Genomic DNA, 17,836 nt, shown 5'->3' on the forward strand with positions numbered 1-17,836 from the left:
GCTCAGGCATGAACTAAACTGTATATGAAAATAAACAGTTTAAGGGAGTTCGAACATGAACACGCCAGAAGCCAGTTTTTTAACGTGGCAACAGCAATTCAGAACGAATAAAGATTGTCTCCAGTATCTGAAGGAAATGAAGTGGCCTAATGGGTTTATGTGTCCTCAATGTGGTCACGACAATGGGATTGACCTTCACTGCCGAGAATTAACCGAATGCAGCCATTGTCATAAGCAAACATCGGTGATGTCAGGTACTTTATTTCATGGTAGTCATCTACCGTTACTCAAATGGTTTTGGGCACTGTATTTTATAGGCTCAGACAAAGGCAGTATTTCAGCGTTAAGGCTAAGCAAGCTTATTGAAGTGAATTGGAAGACTGCTCGGCTTATGTTAACGAAAGTGAGAGCGGCTATGGGACACAGGGATAGCCTCTACCGATTGTCGGGCACAATAGAGTTAGATGATGCCTTTGTTGGCGGTAAGCACAAAGGCAAGCGTGGTCGTGGAGCAGAAGGGAAAACCCCCATTATCATAGCATGTGAAAACAAGCATAAAAAGGCAGGGTTTATCGCAATGAAAGCGGTTAAAAATGTGAATTTTAAAACAGTAAAAGAATTTGTATCACATCACCTTTTAGCTAATCAGCATGTCAGAACGGATGCTTATCCTGCGTTAAATATTATAGATAAAACACAGCAACATGAGCCAAGAGTCACGCCAAGTGAAAAGGTAGACGAATGGTTGCCTTGGGTTCATATCGCGATAGGTAATTTGAAAACGTTTTTGTTGGGCACGTTTCATGGCGTTACGGGTAATTACTTACAAGAATACTTGAATGAGTTTTGTTATCGGTATAATCGCCGTTTTGTGGAAAAACAAATACCTAATCGATTGTTAAACTTGGCAATTATTCATACTCCTTTAAAATCAACCTGAGTTAAATGGAGAAGCATGTAAATTTTATTAATACTAATAATCAGAGTTCGAAGCTAGCCAATATTCCCAAAAAAACGCTTGTTAAACTTGGTGCTGTAGCCTTCCTTTTGACCGCAAGCACTATTTCAAGTTCTTTATTAGCGGCTTCAAGCCACAACACTCCGCTCTGGCTATCAAAAACGGTACTTCATAAACCTATTGGGAAAAGTTATTTTTCAACGCTCAAATCCGTTGTAACTTTTCCTATTTTTGATGATGTCAGCACCAGACATCTAGCCGATGACGATCAACCGAATTATACAAAAGCCGTTGTTTTAGCATCAATACGTTGGGTGTTCGGAGAGCGAAGTGAATGGGAGAGTAAAAACAAATATGTTGACGTCCAAATGCAGGTGTCAATAGTTATAGCGTTGCACAACAGTGGTACTCCCAACAAAATGGCTATATTTTTAGCCTATGTTCAGAATGATATTTTACAGGAAATGGACAAGTCTAATAAAAAAGTGTTAGACATGTTGGATAAGGCTGCCTTGGCAAAAGAAAAAAAACTAGATAAAGAATTTGAAGATCGACAGGCATTTATGCAGATGGCTAGACTTAGGCAAGTAGAAGCTTCTATGAAACAGTACGCAGCTTTAAACGACGAAGCTTATCAACTCGGATTTGAAACTTTTAACAGAATCAAAGATATTGATGTAAGTTTAAATATTCCTATCCATCAAAGACAAGCCTTCAAAACAGGTGTTGAGGTAGGCAAACACAGTTATGATTTATCTGTTGCTGACAGAGGCTTAATAAATCCGCCTGAAACTGACAAGCCACCTATCAGCTCTGAAAGTGGCTTAATTGAAGCAGACAATAGAACAAACAAAGACGAAATCAAACTCAATTTAAGTGATTTTGAAAAATGAACTATGCCCTAATACAAAACAGATAGAGGTTTAATGACTCCTTACCTGTTTTGCTATTTAAGTGATGATCCAATGTGCGATATATACTTTACAAACTCTCAACTATTTATTTCCGCTTCGATATTCAAAGGCGCATTCATCACTGCTTCAACCGTTTCTTTTGATGGATAACCATCGGCAATTAAACCAACAGTCACCTGAAATCCGCGTACACCTTTGCGTGTGGCTGGACCTAAAATGCCATCAGCCTCACCTACATCAAAACCTAGTTGATTCAGTTTTTCTTGGAATTGCTGCATTTCGACTAATGTGTAATTGGGTAATTTAGGCAGAGGTTTGGATAACGTACCTTGTCCTTTTATTCGGTCAGCCAAGTGGCCTACTGCTATGCCGTAATATTCGGAATTGTTCCAACGCAGGATCACATCAAAATTAGGGTAAACCATAAACGCAGAGCCAGTATGTCCAGCAGGAACAAGTATGGCTGCTTTTAAGTCACTATCATCGAACGTTTTACCGCTCACTTGCGTTACATTTTGCTGTGACCAAAAAGACAACGTTTGCGGATGGGATTTGCCTGCTAATTGATAATTAAAACCTGGGGGCAATAATACCTCGCGACCCCATTTAAAGCCGGTTTTCCAGCCTAAATTTTGCAAAAAGTGTGCAGCAGATGCCAGTGCATCTAATTCATTGTTCCATAAGTCGACTTTGCCATCTGCATCACCATCTTTGGCATATTTCATATAGGCTGTTGGCATAAATTGGGTATGCCCCATTGCGCCGGCCCAAGAACCAATCATGTCTTTTTCATCAAGATTTTCACGCTCAAGCAACAACAAAGCCTGTATTAATTCTTCAGAAAAATAAACACTTCTGCGTTGATCACAAGCCAGTGTTGTCAAAGCAGGGATAGTGGGGATTTTACCTTTAATGCCCCCAAAATTAGTTTCTAGCCCCCAAAATGCAATCAGGTAATGGGCTGGTACACCATATTGCTGGGTAAGCTTAGCTAAAAACTCACGATGTTCTGCTAATTTTTCACGACCTTTATTAACCCGCCAATGAGTCACTCGTTTTGAAAAATAGCCAGAAAAAGTCTGTACAAATTCTGGTTGATTGCGGTCGTAACCTAGAATTTTTGGCAAAGGTTTAACATGCCCTAAAATATCTACGGTCGTGTTTTCAGACACCCCAGCCTTCCGAGCTAGTTGCTGTAAACGTTCAATACACTGTGGAAACGATTCCAGTTCAGTTATTTGACTTTGCTGAGCGTGAGAAATAAAAGCCACAGACGTTAGGCCTGCGGCGATAAAAACTGTTTTAAATGAAGAAAAAGAAATCAATGTGACTATCCAAAAAGTGTTAGAAATTGTTGATCTTAGTTTTATGCTACCCGACTTAATAAAAATCGTTAAGCAAATTTCGCCGCCCATACGTCATTCGCCATAATATTTTCTGTACTGGTTATATGATCCAGCCATGTTTTGCCAATTAAATGATCAAACTCATGTAAAAATATCCGTGCGATAAAACCTTCAAGCTTGATATTTTGAGCCTTTCCTTGTCTGTCAAAATAGGCCACATCAACCCAATCCGGTCGTTCAATACGCCCACGTAAACCTGGCACTGACAAACACCCTTCCCACTCCCAGACCTTATTTTCGCTACTTTGTTTAAGCCGCGGATTAATCAAGACCAAAGGCTGCATATCAGGCGCATCTGGATAACGAGGATTAGGTCGTGAAGCAATAATCATAATGGCTCTAGGATCAAACACTTGTGGTGCAGCAATGCCAATACCGTTAGCCTCAAGCATAGTTGCCAACAACTCATCAATAAAGGTAACCAGTGCCTCTTGAGCAAACTCAGACTCTGAAACCTGTCTAGCTGGAGTCCTAAGTATCTCCTCACCTACCTGCGCAATTTTCATAAACTGCCTTCCTTTAAATATTGAATAAAAAAAGTTTTAAACCACCGAGGAAAAAGAGCACTGACGCTACACAGAGAAACAGATTTGAACTTATTGTTCTTGTCCTCGGTGATCTCATTTTCCTCTGTGGTTCAAATTCTTTTAGCTTTTATCTGTTCGCTCGTAGCTCGTAACTCGCAGCTCGATGCTGCTCTTAACTCACCAACTGCAACTGCGCAAATTCTCTATACAGGGCATTACTTGCCACTAATTCTTGATGAGTGCCAATGGCGACTATCTCACCTTTGTCCATTACCACTATCCGGTCTGCGTTGATAACCGTCGCCAGTCTATGGGCGATAATCAAGGTTGTCTTGTCTTTCATCAATTCTTCTAGCGCTAATTTAACATGTTGCTCGTTAGAGGCATCCAAAGAACTCGTGGCTTCATCTAACAACAGAATTGGCCTATTGGCTAAAATGGCTCTAGCAATCGCTATACGCTGCTTTTGACCACCCGACAAACGCACCCCGCGTTCGCCTAAATTAGTATCATAACCTTGGGGTAACTCACTAATAAAGTCATGGGCACGGGCCGCTTTTGCAGCGTTTTCAATATCTAACTGACTAGCATGGGTACGACCATAACCAATATTATCTTTTACACTACTGGCAAATATCACAGATTCTTGAGGCACCAACGCAAATTGATCTCGCAATGCAGTGACATCTAACAATTTAATGTCTTTGTTTTCTAATTTTATCTGACCACTGCTGACGTCATAAAAACGCAGTAATAATTGAAACAACGTAGACTTACCTGCCCCGCTTGGACCTACCAAAGCAACACGCTCACCACTTTTTATTTTCAAATTCAGGTCTTTTATCACCGAAACCGTGTCGGCTTGAGGATAATAAAAATTTACATCTTGTAGCTCAATCTCACCACTGACTTGATTGGGTAACGCAATAGCAGAGACCGGCGACTGAATACTGGTTTGGGTGTTCAGCAGTTCCATTAAACGCTCACTAGCCCCCGCTGCTTTTTGAACTTCGCCAATTACTTCGCTAATTGTCGCCACCGCACCGCCAGCCATCACCGCGTAAAACATAAATGCAGTGAGTTCCCCCGCACTCAGTTCTCCCGTTAATACCTGCTGTGCACCTATCCATGCTACTGACGTGATAGCAATAATACTAATAGCCATAATAAATGCCACCAGCAAAGCCCGGTATTTGATCCTTAATTGCGCAGCCCCCATCACGCCTTCGATACGAGATTGAAACAATGTCTTGTCTATTTCTTCATGAGAATAGGCCTGCACAGTATGAATTTCATGTAATGTTTCATCTACATAAGCGCCCACATCTGCGACTTTATCTTGACTGTTTTTGGAGTGTAATCTTACTTTTGCGCCAAATACTCTAATCGGTAGTAACACTATTGGCACCGCAATTAATACATATAAAGTCAGCATTGGGCTAGAAAAGAGCATCAAAAATAACGCACCGATAAAAGTAATACATGAGCGTAAGCCCATAGACAAACCCATTCCCACCACTGACTGTAATAATGTGGTGTCTGCGGTAAAACGAGAGATCACTTCTCCGGTTCGCGTTTTAGCAAAAAAAGCAGGGGATAACGTCAACAAATGCCCATACACATTTTGACGAATGTCTGCGCTCACCCTCTCACCCAACCAAATCATCCAGTAAAATCGGAAATAAGCAGCAATGCTGCCTACAAGGGCAATACCCATGACCATGAACATCGTTTGATCTAGCTTGTCAGCATTGTTGGCAATAAACCCTTCATCCACCACAGCTTTAATACCTTGACCTAGTAGCAGCCAAGATCCAGCGCCTACAATTAATGCTGAAATGGCAAAAGCCACTTTTGATTTGTATGGACGAAGTTGCCCAAATAGCCATTTCATTACGGTGCTGGTTTTAGGGGATTGCAAGGTATGTCTCTTTTAATTTTGGCAGAAGAATTAGTATGGGGGCATGAGGGACATATTTCGATACGGCAGCCAAAGTAATAAGTATCAAACTGTTACAGATCTTTATTTATCGACTCTATACTGAGTAATATGCTAACAGTTCCTATAACAAGGTAATGATATGTATGCCTATCTTTCATCCACATTCAAAATAGCCAGTATCAACACAAAAAAACATAACACCAAATTGAACAACGGAATTTGAAAGCCATAAAATCCATTTATTATCCCACCCAACGCTGCCCAGACACTGATATAAAAAAGCAGTTGTATGAAAGGTGAGAATCGAATTTTACCACTTAGAAACAAATATAAAAAAGGCAGCAAACCACCGAATATAGAAGTAGAAATGACAGCATACATAGCACCATATTCTGCCTTTAAGTCAGCAAAAAATTGAAAAGTCTGCTGGGATGCAGGCCAATAAAAATAACTTAATCCAATTGTTAAAGCGAACAGCTGTAAACATAGGCCAGGTAATAAATTAGCGCCTATAGCACTTTTAATATTACTGACTAGTCGAGCACCATTAGATTGCTTGGATATCATTTAGTTTTGCTCTGAAGGGGGTATTTTAACCACACATGTCCACCTAGCATCGCACAAATTGATGTCAATATAGCGCCCCAGAGCCAGTCTTTAATCGTAATAGAAAGAGGCCAATTTACCACTAGTGCATAGTTGGTTAAGTTATAAGTACCATAAGCCGCTGCACCTAAAACAAAACCTCGCCAGAGAAAGTAAAATCTAGACTGAGTGCTTAGTTGAACCTTAATGGCTAAGATCAAAATAGCCAATGGGTACAACAGATAAAAAACAATCCAAGGCCAAATGATGACCTGCTCTCGCATAATATGCCCCATCGCCTGCTGATAACCGTCCTTTGCAACCAAACCTAACCAAATGCCATCAAGAATAAGTAGGCTCAATAGTAGTGTTAAGTAAGTTAAAATATTCGCTTTCATTTTGCTTCTAATCTGTTGTCTAAAATAGCTAAAGCTATATCGGTTTGCCTGTGCATGTAAGCATTAATTTTATAGTGGCCGGGGCTCCAGCCTAATAAAAACCGATAAAAGTCGGCCCACGCTAAAGGATATAACATGCGCCACTCTTGCTGTAATGGCATAAAATCCACGTTAATCTGGTAGTGATAAAGCGCATTTTTAAGATGCAAAAAATACTCATCTAGTAAATGTTGTTCATGTTTGAATAAATCATCTTGATTAAGACTAGCACCTAGAAAATAAGCAAGGTCTTTTACGCCGACTCCTTTACCCACATACTGGAAATCCACTGCGGCTAATCTGTTAGCGCCATTGTTATCAGAGAAACAGAAATTAGCCAGCTTCGCATCACCGTGCACCAGCGTTTGAAAGCGGGCATGGTTCAATGCGGTATCTAAAGTCTGAGCAGCATCTTTGAGTTGACCTGCCTGCATCACCTCAAACTCATCTTGACGTGTAGCCAGATGCCAATACGTGCCGACAGGCCAAAGGTCACAATTGTCTTGTTGTAAAAACCTAGCATGAAAATAGGCCAACCATTTAATGCCTAACTTCACGTCAGCCATTCCAGTTTGGTCTTTACGCAGCGAAAATCCAGCTTGATCTAAATCTTGTAATACTAATATCTGTTGTTGGTTTTCTGAAAACGCTGCCAACAGTTTAGGTACCACACAATGATCATCACATAAGGATGCGTAATCTCGATAAAAGTTGGCTTCAACTTGATAGGACTGCAATTTACGTTGATGGCTGGTTTGCGTATTCCAACCTTTTGGATGAGCGTGCTCGATGGGTGGTGAAATATGTTTAACAATAAAAGTAGTGTTAAGTCTTGGGCTTATATATCGTGAAATATCCCCATAGCCACTCCAAAGAGATTGCACGGTTTGTAATTTATGTAATGAGTTGTCCGCAAAATGCTGTTTAAGCTGGGCTAAAACATCGATAGCTGGCATCCGTTGTGTTTGTAAAATTGACTGACTGTCAATAGCTTACCCCAAACAGAAAACACGAAGAAGAGCGAATAGATAAAACAACTATGAACTGTCGCTTTATCTATTCTAAATATTTATCTATCGCGACATATCTATCTCTCGCGTCGTGGCGGCTTATGACTGGTAAATTCTGCTTCGGTCAAGACACCGTCACCGTTTGCATCAATATGACCAAAAATAGTGGCATAATCATCGTTTGGCACTTCACTTTTTTCAAACTCGGCGAATGTGACTGTGCCATCTCCATCCAAATCTAAAGACGAGAATTGTGGGCGTTCGTGTTCTGGCTTATCATTTGATCCGCGATCTTGAGCATGTACAGATAGGCTTAGAGAAATTCCAATCAAACAACAAAGTGTTAATAACTTTACCGATCCATTCTTTTTTACACTGTTAACAAAATTCATAATATGACCTACATGTTGATTTAAATTCAGGTAAAGCTTACCGAAAATGTAAACAAACAGTGTGCAAGAAACCAGCAAATAATGTGTAACAAATGTGCAACAAACTAACTAAGGAAGGGTAAAAGCGTGATAACGGGAATGGGGCTCAGGTTAACGTTAATAACCTGAGCCCGCGGGGCAAGTTAAGTGTGACTAGGTTAGATCCATACCCTGAATAATTTCATGGGCAATTTCAGGGGTGGTAACACTGGGTTTTTCATGCAAATCACCTTTTAACTGTCCTTTACGATGTTTAAGTGCTGCATCTAATTTTTTACCTGCTTGGGATATAGCTGGGTACATCACATCGCCTTTGCCTTTTACCGCAATACTGGTCCCTTCATATTTAGTGGCAACCTCTGCACTAAACTCACCGTGCTCTTTAGTCACAATGATATCTATGGCGATAAGGGTAGGAAAATGGCTGGCTATTTTAGAGAACTTTTGATGAATATCTTCTTTAACTGACTCTGAGATTTCACAATGATGACCTGAAACATTTATTTTCATAGATTTTCCTCTTTGCTCTGATTACATTTTTATTGTCGAGAGCGTATAGCTCCCGCATACATCGCCGAGACTGAGATCATTTGTTTTTATTGCAACGCGTTAATTGCGCGGCGCCCATCTTGAAGTTTAGTCATTCTAAACAAATCAAGCGAACAAATACTCCAGCCTCAAGGGTTTTCCTCAAAACATCCCCATCCTGCGTTAAACCAGTGTATTTGGATAGCCAAAACTCACTGCTTTTGCCTTGACTGAGAACGTTTTGATGAAAATCTCATAACATATGAGAGAACAACATCTACACATAGAGCTTGGGATAAGATGAGCAAAAAACAAGGAGAAATCAATATAAAAAATCATACTGTTTGATATTTTTTATTTCCCAAAGGGTCTGTGTTAAATTTGCCATATTTTATTGTGACCATTCTTGGATAAATTATATGACCTTGTACCAAGGTAATACCCGCAAGATGAGTGTGAGTGCTGATTCAAACAATATTGCGCAATATGCTCTGCCCATTGGCGATGACAAAATTAATATGAATGCGTTGATAGGCCAATCACTCAAGGTTGTGTATGGCGGGGAGATACATTGTGTGCATTGTGGGACAAAAACCAAAAAGAGTTTTAATCAAGGATACTGTTATCGCTGCCTAATGAAATTAGCACAGTGTGATACCTGTATTATCAAACCAGAACTGTGTCACTACGAAAAAGGGACCTGCCGCGAGCCCGCTTGGGGTGAAGCTAACTGTTTATCAGACCATTTTGTCTATTTAGCCAATACCGGTACCATAAAAGTAGGTATTACCCGCCATGTTAGTGATGGTGTGTCTAGCCGCTGGATAGATCAAGGTGCCACTCAGGCTATTGCTATCATGCGGGTACAAAACCGGTTAACCAGTGGCTTAGTTGAGATGGCATTTAAAGAGCATATTGCCGACAAAACCAATTGGCGCACTATGCTCAAAAGTCAGCCCGAACAAGTGGATTTAGCCGCGCTAAAAGAATCACTACTGGAGCAAGTTGAAGCTGATTTAGACGAAATCATTGAAGAATATGGCTTTCAAGCGATTGATATCACCAATACTCCCGCTATTGATATTTGTTATCCCGTTAAGCAATACCCCGAAAAAGTAAAGTCTATCAACTTAGATAAAGAACTGACCTTTGAAGGCACCCTACTGGGTATTAAAGGCCAGTATCTTATGCTGGATGGCGATCGTGTTATCAATATGCGCAAATATTCTGGCTATAATTTGCAGGTTGAAATAGCTTAGCTGTTTTCACAATAAAAACAATACGAACCAAACATCTATTCATACTGCGCAACACACTGATATTAGTCTGTGCGCAGCGAGGAATATTTCGTTTAGCTAAGTGTTCTGGTTATTTTGCAGCAGGGTTGTTTTTTGAACCTTTAGCGATTTCTTCATCAAGCATTTCAATTAACCTTGCACGATCAAATTGGTGAACTTGCCCATCATTAAGCTCTAACATCTTGCTAATTTGGCGACGCAAAACTCGATCAGCTTGGGCCACTGTTCCTGTAACCATATAACGACTTTTAGGTGCGTTACTTTGCATAGCATTTAGCGCCGCTTTACCTACTGGGGCTGGGTCTGGTTGTTGGTCCATTTTGGTCAAAGCATCAAGCAGATAAGCAAGCTCTTGAGGATATGCAGTGTCTTCAGTCCAATAGTTGGCGTCATCCATTAGTTTTTTCGCCGCAACGCCTATATTCGATTTATAGGTACTTGGCTCAATGACATGTACGCTGACATCAAATCGCGCCATTTCTATAGCAAGCGTGTCGTTAAAAGCCTCAATTGCATGTTTACTCATACTATAAGCCCCAAATATAGGGGGAGTGATAATGCCAGCGACAGAGCCCGTAGTGACTATACGACCTTTACTCTCGATTATCAGCGGTGCAAATGCTTGAGTTACACGCACCGGGCCATAAACATTAACATCCATCTGGTAATGTAGTTGCTCTACTGGCACTTCTAACAACGGGCCAAAAACGTTAATGCCGGCGTTATTTATTAGCCCATATAAGCCGCGGCCTTGAGCTTCAACGAAGGTAACCGCTGCGTCAATTTCAGCTTGGTTGCGTACATCAAATTGCACAGCAGTAACATTGTCCATCGCATTCATTGCTTTCATTTCGTCTTTATGCAAAACGCCAGCGTATACGTAGAAGCCATTTTCACTCAATTCTTGGGTCATTCTTAATCCAAGGCCCGAGTTGGAGCCTGTCACCAAGACTGCTTTTTGATGCGAATTTGCGTCACCGTGATGAGCACTGTTGCCATTGAAACTGATGAATAAAGTTATGCTAAGCAGGACAATTCCAAATATTCTCATTAATATTCCTTTTTGGGTAATGTTTAGGGTGGATTATTCGACATATTGAGTCGTAATAGCAGTCAGTATATGGGAATGTACTGATTGGCTACATTTACATCTGCTATAGGTAAACATTACCCATAGCTATTTTAAGTTTCTCGCAGTTGATTAGGTCCCATGCAACATTAAATCTGAGATAAAAAGAAGAGGCGAAAAAGAGTACGCTGTACACCATAGACGTTATTTTGAAATTTCAAGGGTGGGAATAAGCTGGGAATAAAAGCTGGGTATCATGACAACTGTACTACTTTAAAGACTAAGGGGAGCAGATTCCCCCCTTACATCTTGCTTGCTCTCTAAAAAAACATATCAATAGCAAACCACCCTGATATTTTATAACTAAATCAACGGCTTATTGAACCTCTCTTTACGAGGTAAAGAATAGTTTTCAGGATCCAGAGATACCAACACTTTATTCGCCTTGCCCTGAATTTCTATGGCTGGCACAAATCCGTAGTACCTAGAGTCTGCACTATTATTTCTGTTGTCACCTAACACTAAATAATGCCCTTGTGGCACTATCACTTCAGCAAAATTATCACGGGCTTCAGCTACGGGTATAAATTGCACAAGATGCGCAACATTCCCTAAATACTCGGTTTTGCGAAGGGTATTTTTGTTGTCTTCGTAGAGGATGGGTTCACCATTGATAATCAATTTATTATCAAACATCGCGACCCTGTCGCCCGGCTCTCCAATCAAGCGTTTAATCAATCTATTACCCGCTTTTTCAGAATTAAACACCACTATGTCACCTCTTTTGGGCTGACCGGTTTGCATAATCTCAATATCGGTAAAGGGCACTTCTAAGCGGTAAGCCATTTTATCTACAAAAATCCGATCACCTTCCACAATAGTCGGTAACATCGATCCAGTAGGCACCACATACCAATCAGCAAAACTGCTACGTGAGGCAAATAACACAACAGTAAAAAGCAAAATACCCCAGTTTTCTTTTACTAATTTATTAAATGAAATGTTGATATTCATTGTGTAATCATTTGGAAGAGTTGTGAGGTATAAGACCGAGAAAATAGATGAAAGTTTATAAGCAGTTTGTAACCCTTTGTGTCTAAAAATTGGCAAAGCTAATTGACGCCGACCGGCCAAAGTAGTGGAAGTCTGACACCTGGGCATTGTTACGTTGTTTAGTTCGCTATTAGCCGAGTCGTGACAGGGACTTATTTCTCAAAGATTATCGTCTGGTTTCTACCATTTTCTTTGGCTTGATATAAGGCATTGTCAGCGTGTTTGAATAATTTTTTTTCGTCCAAAGCCTCTCCTTTAAGAGAGGAGATGCCCATACTAACCGTAATTATATCAGCCACTTTGGAGTACTCGTGTTTTATCCCCCGTGCATCAATATTTTTCTTGATTTGTTTGGCTAGGATCTTAGCGCCTTGTAAATCGGTGGCGGGCATTAGCACCACAAATTCTTCTCCGCCGTAACGTGCAACAAAATCGGTGCTGCGAATTAATGAGTTCGAAATCGTCTGAGCCACTTCTGTTAAGGTGGTATCCCCTTTGTCGTGACCGTAATTATCGTTATACGTTTTAAAGAAGTCGATGTCGATGACCATCAGGGACATCACTTGAGACGTTCTTTTAGACAAAGCAATCAGCTCGCCTAGAGTATGCTCGTATAGACGGCGGTTGGCAATTTGGGTCAGTGGATCGATGTCACACAATTCTTTAAGTGTTATATTGGCCTCTTCCAGTTCTGAAGTACGCGCCGACACCATTTTTTCAAGGTCGTTACTGTACTTTTTTAAAGCTTCCGTCTGTCTTGCTTGAACCCATAAAGGGATAAACACCAGTCCAATCGTGAGTAATATCACCACCACCATCACCATGATGACCACAATATGTGTCACTTCTAAGGGGTGTAGCGCCTCTTTGCCGTCGATTTCGGTTGTTAGACCAAATCCTAATCTGTCGTTCCATAACCATGCACCAAAAACAGGCACGCCACGATAATCCCGGTAGGTTTCAAGATAAGGCTTATTATCACCTGATATGGCGCTAGCTGCCATGCGTGTTAATGGTCTGTTGTCCTTGGATTTTTTGGGCATATGCCCTTTAAGCAGGTTACCACCGGGGTCGGTCAACCGAATGGATAATATGCCGTTTCCATCGTCAGCAATGGCCTCGACCGCTTTTAATTGATCGTTAAATCGGCTTGGGGTGATGAGCCACCCCTCATTGTCGAAGGCGTAGGTCTCGCCGGTCTCACCCACTCTGCCCAACTGGGTAATGCGGGAGAAACCGGTAATGGGATTGAGGCGGATTATCAAAGCCGCCATCACATTTTTTGTTTCATCCAATATTGGGGTCGCGATAAAAATACAGTGTTGTTTACTGGGCATTATTACTGATATAGATTTTAAGTGTATATCTGCAACGACATTGTTAATAAACAGGGTTTCACCCAAAAACACTCGGTCAAGATAAGCTTTGCTCTGTTGATTGATGATATTTTCGCTGCCGATATTGGCATTCAGTTTAGAGGCGACACTCACCCTGTCAGGGGCGATGATGAAGAAATCGAGGTCATCATGACGCCGCATTTTCTCACTCACCATAGCTCTGATTTTTTGCAGCGCCTCAGAGTCCATACTGCTTATGCCGCTGTCATATTCATTGAGTAGAGTTTTGCTCAAGTCACCCAGCGATGGATCTTTTGCAAAGTAGATCAAATTATCCAGTCGATTGCTTACCCAAAGTTCCAGTGCTTCCTGGGTAATCTGCAACACCGTATTCAGCGATTTATGAATGTTTTGTTTTGAGTTGGTTTCAATATACGACAATGTAGCCCACATGGTAATGACCACACATAACACAAAAATCAATGGGTATAGTATTGGGCCCATTAATTTTTTCACAGATAACTTCATAACCAGCTACACCTATTTTTATTTTTATGCTTATCCTTATGCTTATTTTTTTCAGGCCTAAGTGTAACTGAATTTCTCGCCAAAGACATGTAAACCGTTAACCGATGTGCTACAGACTAAGGCCGTCAAGCTCCGGAAACCTTTTCGCCACGACGCATCAATGTCATTAACTTAAGAAATTAACACATACGTTTATAACTCAACTTCTACCGGGACTTATCGAACCTGTTTTATGCTTATATTGCTGCTTTGCTGGCGCTAGGCGTAGTACTTTAGTCTGCTTTTAAATTTAAAGCGGAAGATTCACCGACAAAGAGCAGCTTAAAATATCAAGCTTGCTGCTTCTCATTCTCTAGTTAAAATTCAATCGACAAGTGATTAATCCAACGAAATGATAATAACAAACATCCGAGCTAAACCAATTCAAAGTAAAGCCTCTAGAAAAAGACCAAGTATTATTGATGCTGTGAATGACGAGTCAGATCAGCAAAAATTGATTGTCGAAAAGCAGCCTTTAACTGTAGCGGACCTCGTACGGTAAAGAAGGGAGTAAATCGGTGTCACATACCCACTTTTACCAGCATATTATCGCTTTGTGATTGCTCAAGATAAGTGATTGCCAAATCAACACTGCCAAAGTTTCTATTAATCATTCTTTTAGCATGGTCTCTAGCTTCATCAGAAGAACTTAAATTAATTAACATAAGCCAAGTTTGTACTAAAACGGGTGGTGGGCAGTACCCTGACATAATTTTCATCTTTGATTAGAAATAGATTGGGCTTTAAATCTACGGTGTGGCTATTTATTCGTCAAATATGAAAGCTTGGATTCAAATAATAAGTGACCAAATCTTGACCGTCGTCAACCTCAATTCAATATTGATAGAAATGGCTGGTAAGTACCTTTTTACTTTGCTAGCCGGTTACTATCTTTCACAACCTCATATAAATAAGAGCATACAAGCCTTTCACCAATGAGCAATATCAACAAAAAGTTGGATTTGAAAATGCTCGCACAAATGGAAACATGAGCTGCGTATTACCCTTGTGGTATATGGCTAAAAAGGACCCATTAAATCACCTGAGCTTTGAAGGTTACTGCTGCTAAGCAGACACCCACAAATAGTTGAATAGATAAAATAGTGAACTAGGGTATGTGTACCGTAGATTTTTGAAGGTGGTGGTTTATGTAGACCTAAATCCTATTCGCGCCAATATGGCCAAAACCCCAGAAACCTCAGACCATACCAGTATTCAACATCGTATTAATACAGCGGTAGGCAGCGAACACCTGATGCGCCAATTTGGTATTCATACTCAACACCAAAGAATACGAGGCATAGGTAAAGCGAAAACGTTGTTAAAACACGCCTAAATCTACCCTTTGAAAGTTTAACGAATATCAATCGTAGTGATTGAGATAAGGACTTGTTCTAAATTCTAGAAAAACATTATTCCCAGGCTGGTTTCAAACTAATTTATCTAAAAACAGATATCTTGATATCTACCATTTTTTTGTTACCCATAATTCGATAAATTAAACCTTGTTGGTCGAGTGTATTTTTGGTGGTTTATTATTGTGGGTGTCATCATATTTTTGTTCGTTTACTAAAGACGCTATTTAAGCACTAAAGACATTTGCATAAACCGGCATTATATTACACCTCTTCACCCCCATATTTACTCGCCAAATCATCCAGTTCTGAACACGTATAATCAAAACCCTTTCCGTCAAACTCATAGATGATCTTGACGGTATCTGACCCGTTAAATAATTTGGCTTTTACATCTGCCACTGTCCAGTGTTTGAGTTCGTTTAAAAATCGATTGGCTAATTGTGCTCTTTCAAAACGATAACTAATTTCTGTTTGCATAATGATGACCTGTTTGTCGTTAAGAAGCGGGATTTTCGAAGTTGAGCAGTTTGGACATTTTTATACGTTAGTCAAGATACTTATTTTCATCTTCTGGGTGATCATTTTGCTTCATTTGCATAACTAGCGAAGCTACGGAAATAATGACAGTTATGGAGAGCATCATTGACTACCTCTCTAGGCCCTCGCTTGCACTAAGCCTAGAGAGATGTCCTAACTTGGTTAAAATGTAAAAAAGGCTTATTCACTATCCATAATCATTAGCAGAACTATTGAGTTAATTGACTACGCACCTCGTTCAACGCTTCAACAGAAAACCCTCGGTCATAGAAATAAACAATATTCCCTTGTGTATCGAGCAACATAACACGGGCATTGTTAGGGTTTAGATTGCCAGTAAAACGCTGCACTTTATCGCCGTCTTCATATACTGTGACCACACCTTTCCATAAATCTTTAGGGATGCCTTTACGCATACCGCTATCGATAAAACCGCTAAACATACGTGGCAACATGCCTTGGATCGTCGGAATTTCATAAGCAGCGACCTTAGTTTGCGTCATATCTAAACCGATTAACCAGCGGTCGATATCAAATTGTGAGTCTTGTTTATAACCAAACAATAGTAAGGTTTCTTGCCCGGCAAAATCTTGCGGGATAACCACTGGATTGCCTTCCAAACTCTGACCCGTCGCTGCAATCATTTTATCGCCAATGGTCACTTGGCTAGGGTACTCGTAATTAGCACAACTACTAAAAAACAATACAAATACCGATACCAACACCAATGATTTATAACATTGTTTCATTATATCAATCGCTTATATTAGTTAATCATATGTTTATAGTTAAACACCGAGAAAGGATTCATTAGACTAAGACTCATTTTTATCTACAAAATTCAAGGCACCTATTATGGCAGCAACTTGGGCTTGTATGCAGTTTTCAGCATCTACTTTTGGACTATCTGGGTACACTTCTGTGGTACTTACAAACTTGGCGTTGGTTAACCCTGCGCATAATCCTAAAGATTTAGTGGCATAGTTAATCACGCCCTTTTGCTGCAACGTTTCTCCAATCAGTCTGCCACTTTCATCAGCGGGAGCGATGTGGGTGACTTTTTCAACAGACTCAATGATGGCTTTCTGAAATTCAGGGCAAGGTTTTAAGGTATCGCCCACTGCATAAAAACCATCTGGGATGGCCCATTCTTTATGCTCTACCGCATCTCTTGCGCCCAAAGCAGGTCTAAACTCAGAGTTATCGGTATCTGTGGTTTCATGTAAGTCTATGTGTATAAGAAATTCTAAGCCTGAAACCAAATTCATCAAAGCCGCAGACTCTGGCGCAGGGCTATTTATACAGAATGATCGATTAGGGTCGACAGCATTTGGGTTCCAACGATTAATCGTTTCGTAAGCCCAGGGACTAACACAAGGCACGATCATAATATTAAACTTATCATAATATTCATGGGCTGCAGATACAGCAAAACGTAATGCGCCATGTACACCACTGGTTTCATAACCATGTACACCACCGGTTATTAACACATTGGGTTTCGACTTATCCCAAGTGAGGCTACTCAATGAAAATAGCGGAAAGGAAGCAGATGCATACTCCAAATTTGCGTATTTTTTTATATCAAATTGATTTCTTAATGCGTCTAATTGACTCAGCACATCATCAGCATATGAACGTTTAACATTTTGCAAAGCCAACCACTGAGCTTTTTCTGCAGATCCCCATTTCACGCCGGCTTGACCTATTGCATAGGTGTCGTTGTTTTCCATAAAACATTTCCTTAATTATTTTTTAATACTATTCAGTAAAGATGTTTAGTTGATTTCACATTTGATTAATTCAGTCATCAAAGACTCTACAAGTGCATATTAATAGTTAACCTGAGCCTCTATTATTCTATGCATTGGTTCTAGCG

At 40.3% G+C, this 17,836-nt stretch carries 18 protein-coding genes and 1 pseudogene; 4 read left to right on the forward strand and 15 right to left on the reverse strand.

Going from position 1 to position 17,836, the window contains the following annotated elements; all coding sequences use genetic code 11:
• The first annotated feature begins 55 nt into the window (after positions 1-55).
• Positions 56-940: an IS1595 family transposase gene (locus CXF95_RS24425; protein ID WP_101197018.1), complete on the forward strand. Its 885-nt coding sequence runs from the start codon at positions 56-58 to the stop codon at positions 938-940.
• A 5-nt stretch (positions 941-945) separates the two neighbouring features.
• Positions 946-1,851, forward strand: coding sequence for a hypothetical protein (locus tag CXF95_RS24430; protein WP_101201114.1), 906 nt, complete (start codon positions 946-948; stop codon positions 1,849-1,851).
• A 98-nt stretch (positions 1,852-1,949) separates the two neighbouring features.
• Here the strand turns inward: CXF95_RS24430 and CXF95_RS24435 are convergent, their stop codons facing one another.
• From CXF95_RS24435 to hpf, 8 genes are all read right to left on the reverse strand, one after another.
• Complete coding sequence (locus CXF95_RS24435; RefSeq protein WP_101201222.1) at positions 1,950-3,197, reverse strand: lytic murein transglycosylase; 1,248 nt, start codon at positions 3,195-3,197, stop codon at positions 1,950-1,952.
• A gap of 68 nt (positions 3,198-3,265) precedes the next feature.
• Positions 3,266-3,784, reverse strand: coding sequence for a peptide deformylase (gene def, locus CXF95_RS24440; RefSeq protein WP_101201115.1), 519 nt, complete (start codon positions 3,782-3,784; stop codon positions 3,266-3,268).
• Between the two features lie 193 nt (positions 3,785-3,977).
• Positions 3,978-5,726, reverse strand: a complete 1,749-nt coding sequence (locus CXF95_RS24445) for an ABC transporter transmembrane domain-containing protein (RefSeq protein ID WP_101201116.1) — start codon at positions 5,724-5,726, stop codon at positions 3,978-3,980.
• Between the two features lie 168 nt (positions 5,727-5,894).
• Entirely contained in the window at positions 5,895-6,314 is a 420-nt protein-coding gene (locus CXF95_RS24450) for a hypothetical protein (RefSeq protein WP_101201117.1), read from the reverse strand.
• Positions 6,311-6,730 (reverse strand): DUF2177 family protein, encoded by a 420-nt coding sequence (locus CXF95_RS24455; protein WP_232788021.1) that lies wholly within the window; start codon positions 6,728-6,730, stop codon positions 6,311-6,313. Before CXF95_RS24455 ends, CXF95_RS24450 begins: the two co-directional genes overlap by 4 nt.
• The gene (locus CXF95_RS24460) at positions 6,727-7,725 is read right to left on the reverse strand and encodes an oxidoreductase family protein (RefSeq protein ID WP_101201118.1); all 999 of its coding nucleotides are present in this window, start codon (positions 7,723-7,725) and stop codon (positions 6,727-6,729) included. The genes CXF95_RS24455 and CXF95_RS24460 overlap by 4 nt, the downstream gene beginning before the upstream one ends.
• A 131-nt stretch (positions 7,726-7,856) precedes the next feature.
• The gene (locus CXF95_RS24465; RefSeq protein ID WP_101201119.1) at positions 7,857-8,171 is read right to left on the reverse strand and encodes an EF-hand domain-containing protein; all 315 of its coding nucleotides are present in this window, start codon (positions 8,169-8,171) and stop codon (positions 7,857-7,859) included.
• Positions 8,172-8,363: 192 nt separating this feature from the next.
• Positions 8,364-8,720, reverse strand: coding sequence for a ribosome hibernation-promoting factor, HPF/YfiA family (hpf, locus tag CXF95_RS24470; protein ID WP_101201120.1), 357 nt, complete (start codon positions 8,718-8,720; stop codon positions 8,364-8,366).
• 437 nt (positions 8,721-9,157) lie between these two features.
• Here hpf and CXF95_RS24475 point away from each other — a divergent pair, with 437 nt between their 5' ends.
• Positions 9,158-9,997, forward strand: coding sequence for a DUF2797 domain-containing protein (locus tag CXF95_RS24475; RefSeq protein WP_101201121.1), 840 nt, complete (start codon positions 9,158-9,160; stop codon positions 9,995-9,997).
• A 109-nt stretch (positions 9,998-10,106) separates the two neighbouring features.
• Here CXF95_RS24475 and CXF95_RS24480 read toward each other — a convergent pair whose 3' ends face one another.
• The 4 genes from CXF95_RS24480 to CXF95_RS24495 all read right to left on the reverse strand — a co-directional run bounded on the left by CXF95_RS24480 (position 10,107) and on the right by CXF95_RS24495 (position 14,772).
• Positions 10,107-11,087, reverse strand: a complete 981-nt coding sequence (locus tag CXF95_RS24480) for an SDR family oxidoreductase (RefSeq protein ID WP_101201122.1) — start codon at positions 11,085-11,087, stop codon at positions 10,107-10,109.
• A 381-nt stretch (positions 11,088-11,468) separates the two neighbouring features.
• On the reverse strand, positions 11,469-12,119 hold the full coding sequence (gene lepB, locus CXF95_RS24485) for a signal peptidase I (protein ID WP_101201223.1): 651 nt from the start codon (positions 12,117-12,119) through the stop codon (positions 11,469-11,471).
• Between the two features lie 191 nt (positions 12,120-12,310).
• Complete coding sequence (locus CXF95_RS24490) at positions 12,311-14,023, reverse strand: diguanylate cyclase (RefSeq protein WP_101201123.1); 1,713 nt, start codon at positions 14,021-14,023, stop codon at positions 12,311-12,313.
• 560 nt (positions 14,024-14,583) lie between these two features.
• Positions 14,584-14,772: a hypothetical protein gene (locus CXF95_RS24495; protein WP_101201124.1), complete on the reverse strand. Its 189-nt coding sequence runs from the start codon at positions 14,770-14,772 to the stop codon at positions 14,584-14,586.
• Between the two features lie 422 nt (positions 14,773-15,194).
• Here CXF95_RS24495 and CXF95_RS24500 point away from each other — a divergent pair.
• Positions 15,195-15,398 (forward strand): annotated as a pseudogene (locus tag CXF95_RS24500) (hypothetical protein); the annotation flags it as partial.
• A gap of 283 nt (positions 15,399-15,681) precedes the next feature.
• Here CXF95_RS24500 and CXF95_RS24505 read toward each other — a convergent pair.
• The 3 genes from CXF95_RS24505 to CXF95_RS24515 form a co-directional block, all read right to left on the reverse strand.
• The gene (locus CXF95_RS24505; RefSeq protein WP_101201125.1) at positions 15,682-15,897 is read right to left on the reverse strand and encodes a hypothetical protein; all 216 of its coding nucleotides are present in this window, start codon (positions 15,895-15,897) and stop codon (positions 15,682-15,684) included.
• Positions 15,898-16,166: 269 nt separating this feature from the next.
• Positions 16,167-16,706 (reverse strand): hypothetical protein, encoded by a 540-nt coding sequence (locus tag CXF95_RS24510; protein WP_101201126.1) that lies wholly within the window; start codon positions 16,704-16,706, stop codon positions 16,167-16,169.
• Positions 16,707-16,772: 66 nt separating this feature from the next.
• The gene (locus CXF95_RS24515; protein WP_101201127.1) at positions 16,773-17,690 is read right to left on the reverse strand and encodes a M14 family metallocarboxypeptidase; all 918 of its coding nucleotides are present in this window, start codon (positions 17,688-17,690) and stop codon (positions 16,773-16,775) included.
• Between the last annotated feature and the right edge of the window lie 146 nt (positions 17,691-17,836).

It is taken from the genome of Paraglaciecola sp. MB-3u-78 (assembly GCF_002835935.1).
GTDB lineage: Bacteria > Pseudomonadota > Gammaproteobacteria > Enterobacterales > Alteromonadaceae > Paraglaciecola.

Excerpts from the sequence above, each read along its gene's own strand:
- CXF95_RS24460 (WP_101201118.1), bottom strand. The coding sequence starts at position 7,725 with ATGCCAGCTATCGATGTTTTAGCCCAGCTTAAACAGCATTTTGCGGAC.
- CXF95_RS24480 (WP_101201122.1), bottom strand. The coding sequence starts at position 11,087 with ATGAGAATATTTGGAATTGTCCTGCTTAGCATAACTTTATTCATCAGT.
- CXF95_RS24495 (WP_101201124.1), bottom strand. The coding sequence starts at position 14,772 with ATGTCAGGGTACTGCCCACCACCCGTTTTAGTACAAACTTGGCTTATG.
- CXF95_RS24450 (WP_101201117.1), bottom strand. The coding sequence starts at position 6,314 with ATGATATCCAAGCAATCTAATGGTGCTCGACTAGTCAGTAATATTAAA.
- CXF95_RS24490 (WP_101201123.1), bottom strand. The coding sequence starts at position 14,023 with ATGAAGTTATCTGTGAAAAAATTAATGGGCCCAATACTATACCCATTG.
- lepB (WP_101201223.1), bottom strand. The coding sequence starts at position 12,119 with ATGAATATCAACATTTCATTTAATAAATTAGTAAAAGAAAACTGGGGT.
- hpf (WP_101201120.1), bottom strand. The coding sequence starts at position 8,720 with ATGAAAATAAATGTTTCAGGTCATCATTGTGAAATCTCAGAGTCAGTT.
- CXF95_RS24475 (WP_101201121.1), top strand. The coding sequence starts at position 9,158 with ATGACCTTGTACCAAGGTAATACCCGCAAGATGAGTGTGAGTGCTGAT.
- CXF95_RS24430 (WP_101201114.1), top strand. The coding sequence starts at position 946 with ATGGAGAAGCATGTAAATTTTATTAATACTAATAATCAGAGTTCGAAG.
- CXF95_RS24505 (WP_101201125.1), bottom strand. The coding sequence starts at position 15,897 with ATGCAAACAGAAATTAGTTATCGTTTTGAAAGAGCACAATTAGCCAAT.
- def (WP_101201115.1), bottom strand. The coding sequence starts at position 3,784 with ATGAAAATTGCGCAGGTAGGTGAGGAGATACTTAGGACTCCAGCTAGA.
- CXF95_RS24465 (WP_101201119.1), bottom strand. The coding sequence starts at position 8,171 with ATGAATTTTGTTAACAGTGTAAAAAAGAATGGATCGGTAAAGTTATTA.
- CXF95_RS24455 (WP_232788021.1), bottom strand. The coding sequence starts at position 6,730 with ATGAAAGCGAATATTTTAACTTACTTAACACTACTATTGAGCCTACTT.
- CXF95_RS24510 (WP_101201126.1), bottom strand. The coding sequence starts at position 16,706 with ATGAAACAATGTTATAAATCATTGGTGTTGGTATCGGTATTTGTATTG.
- CXF95_RS24425 (WP_101197018.1), top strand. The coding sequence starts at position 56 with ATGAACACGCCAGAAGCCAGTTTTTTAACGTGGCAACAGCAATTCAGA.
- CXF95_RS24515 (WP_101201127.1), bottom strand. The coding sequence starts at position 17,690 with ATGGAAAACAACGACACCTATGCAATAGGTCAAGCCGGCGTGAAATGG.